Origin of the sequence: Agromyces bracchium (genome assembly GCF_009709675.1) — a bacterium.
Taxonomy (GTDB): Bacteria; Actinomycetota; Actinomycetes; order Actinomycetales; family Microbacteriaceae; genus Agromyces; species Agromyces bracchium.
Genome location: NZ_WMLB01000042.1, coordinates 73,606 through 88,159, shown reverse-complemented (window position 1 = coordinate 88,159; position 14,554 = coordinate 73,606). Strand labels below are relative to the sequence as shown.

The window sequence follows — 14,554 nt, the reverse complement described above, 5'->3', positions numbered from 1 at the left end:
GCTCGGAGCCCGGGATCGGACGCAATCCGGCCCCGGGCTCCGTCGCGTCCGGCACCCGGCCGCAGGGTAGCCTCGAAGGGCCGTGACGATCCCCACCCCGCTCCCCATCGCCCCGACGTGGCGCCTGTGGCTGGTATGGGGTGTCGGGGTGACGGCCTACATCGTCTCGGTCACGAACCGCTCGTCGCTCTCGGCGGTCGGCGTCGACGCCGCGGTGCGGTTCGACGCCGACGCGTCCACGCTGTCGATGTTCGCCGTGATCCAGCTCGCGGTCTACGGCGGCATGCAGATCCCGGTGGGCCTCCTGCTCGACCGGTTCGGCGCGCGACCGATCATCACCGTGGGCATGGCCCTCATGGCGGTCGGCCAGCTCGTGCTCGCCTTCGCGCCCGACGTGGGCTGGGCGATCTTCGCCCGCATGCTGCTCGGCGCGGGCGACGCGGCGGTCTTCCCGAGCGTGCTCCGCGTGATCGCGGTCTGGTTCCCCGAGCGCCAGGCGCCGCTCATGGTCCAGGTGACGGGGCTCGTCGGGCAGTCGGGGCAGATCCTCGCGGTGCTGCCGCTCGCCGCCCTGCTGCACGCGACGAGCTGGACCATCGCGTTCGGTTCGCTCGCGGGCCTCGGCGCGCTGTTCACCGTGCTGACGTTCGCGGTGATCCGCAACCGACCACCGGGTCGCGTCGAGGACGTCTCGGTCGACACGGTCACGGGTGCCATCCACGTCGTCCGCTCGTCCGCCGACCTCCGACAGGGCTTCCGCGAGTCGTGGGCGCACCCGGGCACCCGGCTGGCGTTCTGGTCGCACTTCACGACCCCGTTCTCGGGCACCGCCTTCGTGCTGCTCTGGGGCTTCCCGTTCCTCACCGTCGGCGAGGGCCTCACGCCGGCGATGGCGTCGCTCCTGTTCACGGTCTACGTCGTCTTCGGCATCCTCGTCGGCCCAGTGATCGGGGCGCTCTCGATCCGCCATCCCACCAACCGCTCGCGCCTGCTCGTGCTCCCTGTGATCGGCATCCAGGTCGTCGCATGGCTCGCCGTGATCCTCTGGCCGGGGCCGGCGCCGCTCTGGCTGCTCTTCGCCCTCGCGTTCGCGATGAGCACCGGCGGCCCTGGATCGATGATCGGCTTCGACCACGCGCGCACCTTCAATCCGAGCCATCGCCTGAGCACCGCGACGGGCATCACGAACGTGGGCGGCTTCCTCGCGGCGCTCCTCGCCATCCTCCTGATCGGCATCGCGATGGACGCGCAGGGCGCGGGCACGCCCGCGACGTACACGCTCGACGCGTTCCGCATCGCGTTCCTGACGCAGCTGCCGCTGTGGGCGCTCGGCAGCCTGTTCATCGTCATCGAGCGACGTCGCACGCGCATCCACGTCGGCCTCGACGAGCCCCGATCGCGACGCCGCGACCGCGGCACCGACCGCCTGCCCTGACCGAGCCGGCGACGGATGACGTGCCCCGTCCGGGGGCGGCGGACGCGTGGCGCCTCGACGGTGCCCGCCCACGGCAATATCGTTCAGGCATGGACAGCGCGCTGGCCGCGATCGCCGCATGGATGCCCGAACAGCGCTGGTACGGCGGCAAGGGCCGGACCCCGGCGCTGCGGCGGATCGGCGCCTGGGAGCTGCCCGTCGCCGAGCCCGGCGTCCGCGCGATCTCGCTGCTGGTCATGGACGACGCCGCCGACCCGCCCGTGCTGTACCAAGTGCCGGTGGTCGAGCGGCCGACGGACGCGCCCGACGGCGAGGCCCACCTGATCGGCATGCTCGAGGACGGCACCCGCCTGTACGACGGCCCGCACGACCCGGCGTTCACCGACGGCCTGCTCGAGCTGATCCGGAGTGGTGGTCGCGCCGTCGCCCACGGCGCAGCGGCAATGGGGCACCCGGCGGTGCGCACGCCCGATGGTCGGCGCGTCGTGGCGGATGCCGCGGCGCCCGCGACTCGCGTCGCGGCGAGCGTCCTCGGCGGCGAGCAGTCGAACACGTCGATCGTGTTCCGGCCCGATGGTGCGCCGCCCGTGATCTGCAAGGTGTTCCGCCAGCTCCACCATGGCGACAACCCCGACGTCACCCTGCAGACCGCGCTCGGGATCGCCGGGTCCCCGCACATCCCCCCGGTCGTCGGCGACGTGCTCGGCGAGTGGGACGACGTCGGTCGTGCGGACGGCCGCGCCCACGGGCACCTGGCGTTCGCGCAGGAGTTCCTCCCGGGCGTGGAGGACGCGTGGCGCGTGGCACTGCTCTCCGCGGCATCCGCACGCGACTTCACGGCCGAGGCACGCGCGCTCGGCGTCGCCGTCTCGGAGGTGCACGCGTCGCTCGGCGCGAGCTTCGGGCGCGAGCCCGCCTCGCCCGACCTCATCGCCGCCATCGCGGCGGCCTGGCGCCGTCGGCTCGCGATCGCGGTGGCCGAGGTCCCGGCGCTCGAGCCGCTCCGCGATGCGATCGAGTCGTTCTACGCACGTGCAGAAGCCGGGGCATGGCCCGACCTCCAGCGCGTGCACGGCGACCTCCACCTCGGCCAGGTGATCCTCGCGCCCGACCGCGGCTGGTTCCTGCTCGACTTCGAGGGCGAGCCGATGCGCCCCATGGCCGAGCGCCGACGGCCCGACCTGCCCGTGCGGGACGTGGCCGGCATGCTCCGATCGTTCGACTACGTCGCGGGGGCGACCGAGCTCGGGCGCCCGGCGCGCGCCGCCGACGCACGCGCGTGGGCGGCATCCGCCCGGCAGGCCTTCATCGACGGGTACGTCGCCGCCTCAGGCATGGACCTCACCGTCTACCAGGACCTGCTCGCGGCGTTCGAGCTCGACAAGGCCGTGTACGAGGCGATCTACGAGACGCGCAACCGGCCCGACTGGGCGCCGATCCCGCTGCGCGCGATCGAGCACCTGCTCGAGACCGGCCCGCTGCAGGCCTCGCCGGAGGCGACGGATGCCCCGTCCGCGCCCTCCGGCGCGCCGGGCGCGTAGCCCGCCGCGAAACGCTGGGCGCGCCTCAGCGGATGCCGCGGGCCCAGAGCAGCAGGGGCGTGCGGTCGGCGTACTCGCGGTACTCGTCGCCGAACCGGTCGAGCAGTCGATGCTGCTCGAGGTGCGCCTTCACGACGAGCACGACCGCGAGGAGGACCCATACGACGATGAGCTCGATGCGGGCCCGCCAGATCACCCAGCCGGCCGTGGCGATGAGGAGCCCGACGTAGATCGGGTTGCGGGTGAGTCGGAAGACGCCGTCGGTCCGCAGCGTCGCACCCTCGCGCGGCGCCACCCAGGGCACGAGGTCGCGGCCGAGCGCGACCACGCCCGCGCCCGAGAGCACGAGCCCGGTGATGACGAGCAGCACGGCGAGCACGGTCGCCTGCTGCCCGGCCCAGAGCGGGGCGCCCGGCAGCAGCAGCAGCGCGAGCAGCACGAACTGGGCGACGACGAGCCAGTTCGCGCGGTCCCTCACCCCGACATCCTCTCGCGTCGGGCGAACGCCCGCCACGGAGGCTGCTCCGCCCGCCGCGGCGGGCGCCGATCAGGCGCGTTCGAGGATCGCCGCGACATCCACGCCCGGCGGCAGCGCGCCGTACATCGACCCGCCGTCGCCCTCGAGCCGCGACCGCACGAACGCGTCGGCGACGGCGCCCGGCGAGTGCTGCACGAGCAGCGACGCCTGGAGCACGAGCGCGAGCCGTTCGGTGAGCTCTCGCGCGCGAAGGGCGGCGGTCGCGGCATCCGCCCCGCTCACCTCGCCCACGACGGCGCGCGCCTCGGCGAGCGCGAGGTCGAATGCCGGATGCTCGCCCGCGGCCTCGCCGACGACGTCGAAGAAGGCCATGAACGACTCGGGTTCTCGCGCGAGCACGCGCAGCACGTCGAGCGCGATGACGTTGCCAGAGCCCTCCCAGATCGCGAGCAGCGGCTGCTCGCGGTAGCGGCGCGCGAGCGGGAAGGCCTCGGTGTAGCCGTTGCCGCCGAGGCATTCGAGCGCCTCGGCGGCGTGGTCGGGCCCGCGCTTGCAGACCTGGAACTTGGCGACCGCGGTCGCGAGCCGACGGAAGGCCTGCTCGGACTCGGTCGCGTCGACGTCGTACGCGCGGGCGAGCCGCATCGAGGTGAGCGTCGCCGCCTCCGACTCGAGGGCGAGGTCGGCGACGACCGCCGCCATCGCGGGCTGGTCGACGAGGAGGGAGCCGAATGCGCGGCGGTGGCGCACATGCCACGCGGCCTCGGCGACCGCCTGCCGCATGCCCGCGGCGGTGCCGATCACGCAGTCGAGCCGCGTCCGGGTGACCATCTGCACGATGGTCGCGACGCCGCGGCCCTCCTCGCCCACGAGCCAGCCGAGCGTGTCGTCGAGCTCGATCTCACTCGAGGCGTTCGACCGGTTGCCGAGCTTGTCCTTCAGCCGCTGGATGCGGAACACGTTGCGCGTGCCGTCGGGCAGCACGCGCGGCACGAAGAAGCACGACAGCCCGCCCGGCGCCTGCGCGAGCACGAGGAACGCGTCGCTCATGGGCGCGCTGCAGAACCACTTGTGGCCGGTCAGGCCGTATTCCGCGCCCCACTCCGAGCGGATGCCGCTGCCAGCGCGCGGCACGGCCCGGGTCGTGTTCGCGCGCACGTCGGACCCGCCCTGCTTCTCGGTCATCGCCATGCCGACGAGGGCGGAGGGCTTGGGCGCCGTGGCGGGCGCGCCGGGCCCGCCGGCGCCGCCACCGGTGCCGCCGGTGTCGTCGGCAACCGGGGAGCCGGCGCCGAGCCCGGGCTCGTACGCGCGGCTCAGCAGCCGCGGCATCCACTCGGCCTGCAACCCGGGGGCCGCGTGCTCGAGCGTCGCGACCGCGGCGTGCGTCATCGACACGGAGCACGCGTGCCCGGGCTCGACCTGCGCGAGCAGGAGGAATGCCGCGGCGCGGTCGGCGTTCGCGCCCGGACGCGGGTCGGCCCAGGCCGAGGTGTGCGCGCCGGCGGCGATCGCGGCGGCCATGATGCGGTGGTACGACTCGTCGTACTCGATCTCGTCGATCCGGTTCCCCCACCGGTCGTGCGTGACGAGTCGCGGCGGGTTCGTGTTCGCGAGCTCGGCATCGCGCTGGAAGTCGGCGCCGCCGACCAGTCGGCCGAGGTCGTGCAGCGCCGGCGGAGCGGCATCCGCTTCACTGCTCATGCCCGCGGGGAACGCCGGGGTCCCGCATCGGGCGACCGCCTCGACGAGCGGGACGTTCGCGGCGAACTCGTCGATGCCCTCGCGGGGCGGCGGCTGGTTCTGGACCTCGTGCGTGATCATCGTCGACCTCCGCCGTCCATTCTGCTGTGCCCCGTGCGCCGCGCCGCTAGGGTGTGGCCAGACGAGTTCGGCGAGGGGGTCCGGTGAGCATCGACACGCAGCCAGAGGCATCGCACGCGCAGCCGGCCGACGAGGAGGGCACCGCCTGGTGGTCGCTGCCGCCGGAGGAGGCGCTCGCCGAGGCGAGGAGCGACGGCTCGCGCGGGCTCGCCGCGCCGGAGGCGGCCTCGCGGCTCGCCGACGTCGGGCCGAACGCGCTCGTCAGCGCGCCGCCGCCGAACGCGTGGCGCATCGCCCTCATCCAGACCACGCAGCTGATGACCCTCATGCTCATCGCGGTCGCGATCGTGTCGCTCCTCATCGGGCAGGTCTCGACGGCGATCGTCGTGGGGATCCTCGTGCTCTACAACGTGGTCAGCGGCACGCGGCAGGAGCTGAAGGCGCGGCGCAGCGTCGACGCCCTCGCCAAGCTGCAGACCCCGCAGGCGCGCGTGGTGCGCGACGGGTCGATCCGGCAGGTCGACGCGACCGAGCTCGTGCCGGGCGACCTCGTCGACCTCGAGGCGGGCGACCTCGTCCCCGCCGACGGCCGGATCCTCCGGGCGGCGAACCTGGAGACCCAGGAATCCGCGCTGACGGGCGAGTCGCTGCCCATCGCGAAGAGCCCGACGCCGAACGACACCGGCACCGCGCTGGCCGATCGCACGTCGATGGTGTTCCAGAACACCTCGGTGACGCGCGGCACCGCGCGCATGCTCGTCGTCGAGACCGGCATGCGCACCCAGATGGGCCGCATCGCGTCGATGCTCACCGAGGTCGGCTCCGGCAAGTCGCCGCTGCAGCGCGAGTTGGACGGACTCACGAAGGTGCTCGGCATCATCGCGTGGGGCGCCGTGCTCGTCATCATCGTGATCGGCGCGGTGCGCGGTCAGAGCGTCACCGAACTGCTGTTCCTCGGCACCGCCGTCGCGATCTCCGCGATCCCGACCGGCCTGCCGGTCTTCGTGCAGAGCCTGCTCTCGTGGGGTGCGTCGAAGCTCGCCGACCAGCGCGCGATCGTCGCGTCGCTGAACGACGTGGAGACGCTCGGCGCGACGAGCGCGATCTGCTCCGACAAGACCGGCACGCTCACGATGAACGAGATGACCGTGCGCACGGCGTGGATGGGCGGCGACCACTTCCGCGTCACGGGCGAGGGGTACTCGTTCGACGGCCGCATGCTCGGCGCGACCGACGAACCGGTCGAGGCCGCGACGCTCGGCCTCGCGATCAGCCTGCCGAACGACGCGACCGTCTCGGCCGCCGGGGAGGTCGTGGGCGACCCGACCGAGGCCGCGCTCATCGTGCTCGGCGCGAAGCTCGGCATCGATGCGGATGCCGCGCGCCGGGACTATCCACGCCTGGCCGAGGTGCCGTTCGACTCCGACTACAAGTTCATGGCCACGCTGCAGCGGATGCCCGTGCGCGGCGAGCTGCGGCTCGTGCTGCTCGTGAAGGGCGCGCCCGACGTGGTGCTCGGCCGCTGCGCGACGATGCTCACGACCGAGCGCGAGCTCGTGCCCGTCGACGTCGACGCGGCGACCGCGGAGCTCGAGGACATGTCCGCGACGGGCCTGCGCACCCTCGCCTTCGCGGCCCGGTTCGTCGACGACGCCGACGAGGGCCGGGTCGCCGCCGACCCGATGTCGTGGGTGCAGGAGCTCGCCCTCATCGGGCTCGTGGGCATCGTCGATCCGCTCCGCCCCGAGGCGAAGGTCGCCGTCGAGGTCGCGGCGAGCGCCGGCATCGAGGTGCGCATGATCACGGGTGATCACGCGGTCACGGCGGGCGCGATCGGCCGCGAGCTGGGACTCGGCGCGGGCGCGGTGAGCGGTGCCGACCTGAAGGCCATGAGCGACGAGGAACTCACGCGACGCCTGCCCGACCTCCACGTGTTCGGCCGGGTCACGCCCGACGACAAGCTCCGGCTCGTCCGCCTTCTCCAGGCGCAGGGCGAGATCGTCGCGATGACGGGGGACGCGGTCAACGATGCGGCCGCCATCAAGCAGGCCGACGTCGGCGTCGCCATGGGGTCGGGGTCCGAGGTCACCAAGCAGGCGGCGAAGCTCGTGCTCACGGACGACAACTTCTCGACGCTCGTGCACGCGGTCGAGCTCGGCCGGATCGTCTACGCGAAGATCACCGCCTACCTGCGGTTCCAGATGACGCAGCTGATCAGCCTCATCCTGCTCTTCCTCGCGGCCAGCGCGTTCCAGATCGCCGACGGCGTCGCGCTGTTCCCCACGCAGGTGCTGTTCCTGAACTTCTTCGTCACGTTGTTCGCGGTGCTCGGCATCGCGGCCGACGCGGCGCCGCCCGCGACGATGCAGGAACCGCCGCGGAACCCGAAGCTCGGCATCGTGAACCCGCACTCGGTGGCCGAGTGGCTCGGCTACGGCGCGGTGATCTTCCTCGTCACGCTCGTGCCGCTGGTGCTCGGGCCCGACGTGCCGAGTGCGACCGAACCGACCGCGTCGATGACGATGGCGTACGTCGTGGTCGGGTTGGGGACGGTGCTGAGCGCCCTGCTCATGCGGCGCTCCCCCGAGTCGGGCCTCGTGCCGCCGATCGCGGCGATCTCGAAGTTCCTGGTGTGGCCGGTCGTCATCATCGTGCTCTCGACCGAGCTCGGCTTCCTGCAGCGGCTGCTCGGCACCGTCTCACTCACGGGATGGCAGTGGCTCGAGTGCATCGTGCTGCTGCTCTTCGTCGTGGTGGCGGTCGAGGGCGACAAGTGGATCCGGCGGCTGCGCGCAACCGAGCGGGAGCGGCTCGCGGCCGGGGACGTCGGGGCGCCCGCCGAGGTCAGCGCCGACCGCCGGCGTGGATGAGGCGGATGCCGGCCGCCGCGAGGTCGCGCATCGTCGGATCGGTGTGGTCCGCGTCGGTGACGACCCCGGCCACGCCCTCGATGGGAAGGACGCGGTACCGCGAGGCGGTGCCGACCTTCTCCTCGCTCGCGAGGACGTAGGTCTCGGCCGCGCGTGACGCGAGGGCGCGCTTCATCGCCGCCTCCTCCGGGTCGCCGGTGGTCAGCCCCTCGGTCGCGTGGACGCCGGTGACGCCGAGGAAGAAGAGGTCGGCGCTGACCCGGCTCGCCGCCTCGACCGCCGCCGCACCGCTCGCCACGGCGGAGTGCTTGAAGAGGCGTCCGCCGATGAGGAACACCTCTGCGGTGTGCTCGAGCAGCGCCGCAGCGATCGTCGGGCTGTGGGTGATGACCGTGCACTCGAGCGTCGTCGGCAGGGCGTCGACCATCGCCCGCGTCGTCGTGCCGCCGTCGAGGATCACGGTGGCGCCCGGCTCGATGAGCGCGACGGCCGCCGCGGCGACGCGCAGCTTGCTCTCGGGCGCCACCGACATGCGGCTCGCGTAGTCGGCGACCGCCGGCGATGCGGGAAGCGCACCGCCGTAGACGCGCACGGCGAGGCCCGCATGGTCGAGTTCGCGGAGGTCTCGTCTGATGCTGTCCTCCGAGAGGCCCAGTTCGGCGGCGATCTCCTTCGCGACGATGCGGCCGTCCCGGCGGAGCCGTTCGAGCAGCAGGTACTTGCGCGCGGCGGCGAGCATTCCGATTCCTTCCTGTTCTTGCACGTTTCTTCGCTATTATGCCCGACATGAACGCACCGATGCTGATCCTGATCGCCGGACCCTATGCCTCGGGCACGGGCGGCGACCCCGAGCTCATGGCACGCAACCTCGAACGACTCGAGGAAGCGGCCTGGCCCATCTTCCGAGCCGGCCACGTGCCGATGATCGGGGAGTGGGTCGCCCTCCCCGTGCTGTCGAGCGCCGGCGCGAGCGGGCCGACCGACCCGCTCGCGGCCGAGGTCATGTACCCGACCGCCGAGCGCCTGCTGCAGCACTGCGACGCGGTGCTCCGCCTTCCGGGCGAGTCCCGCGGCGCCGACCAGGACGTCGCGATCGCCCGCGAGCGCGGGATCCCCGTCTACCACTCACTCGACGAGGTCCCGGGCGCGACGTCGCACGGGTGACGCGGCGGCGCGCGGGCCGTCGCCGTCGCCGTCGCCCTCGCCGTCGCCGTCGCCCTCGCCGTCGCTGTCGCCGTCGAGCAGCGCGCGCAGCTCGGCGACGTCGAGTCGCGCCCCGGCGGATGCGTCGGCGTCGGCGTCGTCATCGAGCACGGATGCCGCGAGCTCGCCCTTCTTCGCCTTCAACTCCATGACCTTCTGCTCGATGGTGCCCGCGGCGACGAGCCGGTACACCATGACCTGCTTGTCCTGTCCGATGCGGTGGGCCCGATCGACCGCCTGCTCTTCGCTCGCGGGGTTCCACCACGGGTCCATGAGGAAGACGTAGTCGGCCTCGGTGAGGTTCAGCCCGAACCCGCCGGCCTTGAGGCTGATGCAGAAGACGGATGCCTCGCCCGCGCGGAAGCGCGCGACCTCCACGTCTCGGCGGCGCGCGGGCGTCGACCCGTCGAGGTGCGCGTAGGGCACGCCCGCGGCATCCAGCCGTTGGGCCACCCTGTCGAGGAAGGTCGTGAACTGGCTGAACACGAGCGCGCGATGGCCTTCGGCGAGCACGTCCTCGAGCTGCTCGAAGAGCGCGTCGAGCTTCGCGGACGGGATGCCGGCGTGCCGCGCGGCGTCGACGAGGCTCGCGTCGAGTGCCAGTAGGCGGAGCAGCGTGAGCGAACGGTAGACGATGAACCGCTGCCGGTCGAGGTCGTCGACGAGGCCCAGCAGCTTCTGCCGCTCGCGTTGCAGCACGACGTCGTAGAGCCGCCGGTGCTCCGGTGCGAGGTCGACCTCGAGCACCTGCTCCTGCTTGGGCGGCAGTTCAGGGGCGACGGCCTCCTTGGTGCGGCGCAGCATGAGCGGGCGGATGCGGCGGCGCAGCCGGTCGAGTCGCTCGCCGTTGCGGTCCTCCTCGATGGGCCGGCGGTAGCGCTCGTCGAAGGCGCGCCGTGAGGGGAACAGCCCGGGCGCGACGATCCGCAGGATCGACCAGAGCTCGCCGAGGTGGTTCTCGAGCGGCGTGCCGGTCACCGCGATGCGGAACGGGGCACGGATGCCTCGGGCGGCCTCGTGCACGCGCGTCGCCGCGTTCTTCACGAACTGCGCCTCGTCGAGGATCAGCCCGCCCCACTCGAGCTCGCCGAACTCCTCGGCCTCGAGCCGGAGGACGGCGTAGGTCGTGACGACGAGGTCTGCGTTCGCGACGACCTCGCCGAGCGACCGGCGTCGCTTCGCGGTCGTCGCGGTGACGGATGCCACGCGCAGCCCCGGCGTGAACCTCGCCGCTTCGCGCACCCAGTTCGAGGCGACCGAGGTGGGGGCGACGACGAGGAACGGGCGGGTCGGCACGTCCGGTCCGTCCGGTGGTCGAGTAGCCGGGGCCGAAGGTTCCGGCGTATCGAGACCCTGCGCGTGGGGAGGTCTCGATACGCGGCCAGCCTCGCCGGCTGCTACTCGACCACCGGGTGCGGCTTCGAGCGCGTGCTGCACGAGCGCGAGGCACTGCACGGTCTTGCCGAGGCCCATGTCGTCGGCGAGCACGCCGCCGAGCCGGTTGGCGTGGAGGAACGCGAGCCACCTGAACCCGTCGAGCTGGTACGGGCGGAGCGGCAGCGCGAGGCCCGCCGGAGGCGGGAGGTCGGGCACGTCGCCGTGCTCGAGCCCCGCGACCGTTGCACGCCACGCGAGCGCGGGCTCCGCGACATCCGCCAGGTCTTCGAAGTCGGCCCACAGGCTCGCGTGGCTGCGGTGGATGCGCACGCCCGTCTCCCACTCGTCGAGCGTGCCTGCCTCGTCGATGAGGTCGCGGAGCTCGTCGAAGACGGGCAGGTCGAGTGACAGGTAGGACTTGTCGACGAGGAGGAGGCGCTTGCGGCCCGTCGCGAGGGCGCGGAAGAGCGGCATGAACGGGACTTTCCGCCCCCCGACCGTCACGACGACCCCGAGGTCAAACCAGTCGCGCTTGCGGCTCTCGACGAGGGAGACCGCGAGCGCTGGCCGTTCGGTCGCCTCGCGGTAGTCGGGTCGCTCGCCGCGCGCGTCGATGCGGAACGGGCTGGGGCTCCGCTCGGCGAGCGCCTCGAGTCGCGGCATGCGCTCGACCGAGAACTCGGCCGCGTCGATGCCGCGGAGGAGTACGGCCTCGAACGGCACCCAGCCGAGCTCGTCGGCGACGCGCGCGACGAGGTCGTCGTCATACTCGGGGTCGGGATCGGCCTCCGGGTCGACGTCGCTCGTGCGGCCGTCTGCGCGTTCCCACCGCCAGGCGAGGCGCAGCACGTCGTCGGGCTCGTACCGGGCGTCGAGCACGAGGGTCGCCGGCGGCGTGGGCGGGAGCTCGAAGGTGGCGTCGCGGCTCGTGATCGCGAGCGTGCGGGCGAGCGGATGGACGTGCGCGGCGAGGAACTCGGGGACCTCGGCTGCGGGCACGCGGATCGGCTCGGGCGCGTCGAGGAGCGAGAGCTCGGCGGCGCGCAGCCCTGACGGCACGGGCGCGAGCTCGACGCGGCCGGCGTCGAGGTCGAATCGGTAGAGGCCGTGCGCGGCGATCGGGCGGATGCCGACCCCGCTGCTGCCGCCTGCGCGGCCGCTCGAGTCCGCGCCCGCGCCGCCGAGCGGTCGCGGCTCGCCGTCGAGCGTCAGCGTCGGCGCGAGCACCAGGTCGCCGTCGGCACGACTGGCGTCGAACCCGAGCGTCGCCGAGCCGTGCAGCACGACCTCGGGCGTGACGTCGGAGCCGACGAGCGCGATGCCGAGCCGGCCCGCCTCGACGAGGAGCGCCCAGAGCAGCGGGCTCTCGAACTCGTCGACCGTGATCCACTCGGAGCCGTAGACGTGCACCGACGGCGTCGTGCCCTTGAGCATCGCGAACTGCGCGAACCACCGCGACTGCGCCGGATCGACGCCCGCGGCGGAGGCCTGGTAGGCGATGTTCTGCCAGGTGAGGCCGTTCTTGACCCAGGCGCCGCGGGCGCCCTGCACGACCGGGCGGACGGCGAGCCGGTCGACGCCAGAGGCCCGCCGTGCGGGCTCGTCGCGCGGGCCCCGCCACTCGCCGTTCCGGCGCTGGGCCCGGCGGCGCAACTCGAACTGGAGCCCGAGCGGCCGGAGGTCGCCCGTGCCGCGGGCCGGGCCGCCATCCGTCGTCGTCTCATCGGCCACCGCGGCGGCGGTCGCGTCGAGGCCCGCCAAGGCGGCGCGCCAGTCGGGCGTGCGGTCGGCGGGCATGACGTCCATGCTCGCACGCACGTCCGACGATCGGTTCGCGCGCGAGCGCGGTCAGGTCGCGGGCCGCAACGGGCAGAAGACGACGGTGCGGGTCTCGTCGTCGGGCGTCCCGGGCGGACTCCAGTACTCCTCCCACATCATCGACTCGTCGAGCTCGCGACCGTGCAGCGCCATCGCGGCGGCGATCGCGTCGTACGCCTCGGAGACCCGGTCGTACGGGCCGAGGTGCGTCGTGGTGGCGACCTCGACCGCGGGCAGCACCTCGGGCACGACGTCGCCGTCGGCCGCGATCGGCGCGTCGACGACGAATCCCGCGCTCACGGTGACGGCACCCGTCGCCTGGTCCATCTCCGCGTAGCGCCCGACCGCCGGACCGTCGCCGAGGAGGCCTCGCGGTCCGAGCACAGCCGCGACGCGCTCGAACGCCGTCGCCATGAACGCGGGGATCTCCGCGAACGTCGTGCGCGACCGCACCACGGCGAGGTCGCGTCGCGGAGCCTCCACGATTCGGACGTCGTAGGTCATGGCGCGCTCCTCTCGCCGATGCTCGGCACCAGCCTCACCGCCGCGCGGCGTCGCGTCCGGGGCTTCGGTCCCGCGGCCTCGCCGGGAGCGCGACGGGTCGAGGCCCGACCGCGTGCGTCGGCTAGCGTGGCGGGATGCAGGTGACCCGGCTCCGCGTCTACCCGGTCAAGTCGTTCGCGGGTCGCGACGTGGCCTCGGCGGTCGTGCGCCCCTGGGGCCTCGAGGGCGACCGGCGGTGGGGCGTCGTCGAACCGGATGGCACGCCCGTGACCGCGCGCGAGCGCAACGCGCTGCTCGGGCTCACGGCCGAACCGCTCTCCGACGGCGGACTCCTCCTCGTCGGCGCCGGCGACGCGGAGCCGCTTCGCGTCGACCCGCCCGTCGACGCGACGCCGATCCCGGTCGGCCACTCGCGCCAGCGCGAGGCGATGCCCGCGGGCGACGAGGCCGATGCGTGGCTCAGCGAGCGCATGCGGATGCCGCTGCGGCTCGTCTGGCAGCCCGATCCGCTCCAGCGGCCCGTGAACCCCGCGCACGGCGGGCTGCCCGGTGAGGGGCTGAGCCTCGCCGACGCCGGACCGCTGCTCCTCGCGAGCGAGGCGTCGCTGGCGCAACTGAACGCGTGGACGCCCGATGACGTGCCGCCGCTCGACGTCGTCCGGTTCCGTCCGAACGTCGTCGTCGACGGCGACGAGCCGTTCGCCGAGGACGCGTGGCGGCGCGTGCGCATCGGCGGCGTGCGCTTCCGGTTCGGCGAGGTGTGCGACCGGTGCGTCATGACGACGATCGACCCCGACACCCTGGCGCGCGGGAAGGAGCCGATCCGCACCCTCGCGAGGCACCGCAAGTGGGACGGCGCGACGTGGTTCGGCGTCCGGCTGATCCCCGAGCTCGACGGCGACGCCGGTGCGCGCATCGCGGTCGGTGACGAGGTCGCGATCGACTGACCACCGCATCGAGCAGGAATCGAGAAGCGGTCCTCGACGCCGCCGCGTAGCGTGACGACCGGAGCCGAAACCGGCCCGACATCGTGGAGGAGGACATCATGGCCGAGAAGACCGAGGGACTGTCGGAGTTCGAGCGCGAGGCCGTCAAGGACCGCGCGAAGGAGCTGCGCGCCGAGGCGAAGGCGGGGAAGAACCGTGCCGCGGGCGAAAAGGTGATCCGCGAGGCGATCGACGCGATGGAGGGCGGCGACCGGGAGATCGGCGAGGGGTTCTACCGCGTCGTCTCGGAGGTCGCGCCGCAACTGGTGCCGAAGACGTTCTACGGCATGCCGGCGTTCGCAAACGGCGAGGGCAAGGTCGTCGTCTTCATGCAGCCGTCGGTCAAGTTCAAGGCGCGGTACTCGACCATCGGGTTCGAGGACCGCGCGAACCTCGACGACGGCGAGATGTGGCCGACGTCGTTCGCGGTGCTCACCTGGACGCCCGCGGTCGAGGCGCGACTCGCCGAGCTCGTCGCCGCTGCGGTCGGCTGAGACTGGAAATGGCGAATCCTCACC

The 14,554-nt window shown here is 73.1% G+C and carries 11 protein-coding genes; 6 read left to right on the top strand and 5 right to left on the bottom strand.

Annotation, left to right across the window (positions count from 1 at the left end; genetic code table 11):
- The first annotated feature begins 82 nt into the window (after nt 1-82).
- Entirely contained in the window at nt 83-1,435 is a 1,353-nt protein-coding gene (locus GJ743_RS17420) for an MFS transporter (RefSeq protein ID WP_328289313.1), read from the top strand.
- Between the two features lie 89 nt (nt 1,436-1,524).
- Nucleotides 1,525-2,976, top strand: coding sequence for a maltokinase N-terminal cap-like domain-containing protein (locus GJ743_RS17415; protein WP_196217047.1), 1,452 nt, complete (start codon nt 1,525-1,527; stop codon nt 2,974-2,976).
- 25 nt (nt 2,977-3,001) lie between these two features.
- Here GJ743_RS17415 and GJ743_RS17410 read toward each other — a convergent pair whose 3' ends face one another.
- Both GJ743_RS17410 and GJ743_RS17405 read right to left on the bottom strand, forming a co-directional pair.
- Nucleotides 3,002-3,454, bottom strand: coding sequence for a methyltransferase family protein (locus GJ743_RS17410; RefSeq protein ID WP_155053166.1), 453 nt, complete (start codon nt 3,452-3,454; stop codon nt 3,002-3,004).
- Nucleotides 3,455-3,523: 69 nt separating this feature from the next.
- Nucleotides 3,524-5,278 (bottom strand): acyl-CoA dehydrogenase family protein, encoded by a 1,755-nt coding sequence (locus GJ743_RS17405; protein WP_155053165.1) that lies wholly within the window; start codon nt 5,276-5,278, stop codon nt 3,524-3,526.
- An 83-nt stretch (nt 5,279-5,361) separates the two neighbouring features.
- Between GJ743_RS17405 and GJ743_RS17400 the strand changes: the two genes are divergently transcribed.
- Nucleotides 5,362-8,148, top strand: coding sequence for a cation-translocating P-type ATPase (locus GJ743_RS17400; RefSeq protein WP_328289312.1), 2,787 nt, complete (start codon nt 5,362-5,364; stop codon nt 8,146-8,148).
- On the opposite strand, the gene GJ743_RS17395 is transcribed toward GJ743_RS17400, so the two are convergent.
- Nucleotides 8,123-8,887, bottom strand: coding sequence for a DeoR/GlpR family DNA-binding transcription regulator (locus GJ743_RS17395; RefSeq protein ID WP_155053164.1), 765 nt, complete (start codon nt 8,885-8,887; stop codon nt 8,123-8,125). The two genes, GJ743_RS17400 and GJ743_RS17395, sit on opposite strands and share 26 nt — an antisense overlap.
- Before the next feature lie 47 nt (nt 8,888-8,934).
- On the opposite strand from GJ743_RS17395, the gene GJ743_RS17390 reads away from it, so the two are divergent.
- Nucleotides 8,935-9,312: a DUF4406 domain-containing protein gene (locus GJ743_RS17390; RefSeq protein ID WP_230386888.1), complete on the top strand. Its 378-nt coding sequence runs from the start codon at nt 8,935-8,937 to the stop codon at nt 9,310-9,312.
- On the opposite strand, the gene GJ743_RS19810 is transcribed toward GJ743_RS17390, so the two are convergent.
- Nucleotides 9,274-12,525, bottom strand: a complete 3,252-nt coding sequence (locus GJ743_RS19810; protein WP_230386887.1) for a DEAD/DEAH box helicase — start codon at nt 12,523-12,525, stop codon at nt 9,274-9,276. The two genes, GJ743_RS17390 and GJ743_RS19810, sit on opposite strands and share 39 nt — an antisense overlap.
- A 51-nt stretch (nt 12,526-12,576) precedes the next feature.
- Nucleotides 12,577-13,050, bottom strand: a complete 474-nt coding sequence (locus GJ743_RS17380) for a GyrI-like domain-containing protein (RefSeq protein WP_155053162.1) — start codon at nt 13,048-13,050, stop codon at nt 12,577-12,579.
- 134 nt (nt 13,051-13,184) lie between these two features.
- Here GJ743_RS17380 and GJ743_RS17375 point away from each other — a divergent pair, with 134 nt between their 5' ends.
- Complete coding sequence (locus GJ743_RS17375) at nt 13,185-13,997, top strand: MOSC domain-containing protein (RefSeq protein ID WP_155053161.1); 813 nt, start codon at nt 13,185-13,187, stop codon at nt 13,995-13,997.
- Between the two features lie 98 nt (nt 13,998-14,095).
- Nucleotides 14,096-14,530: a hypothetical protein gene (locus GJ743_RS17370; RefSeq protein ID WP_155053160.1), complete on the top strand. Its 435-nt coding sequence runs from the start codon at nt 14,096-14,098 to the stop codon at nt 14,528-14,530.
- Nucleotides 14,531-14,554: the final 24 nt, after the last annotated feature.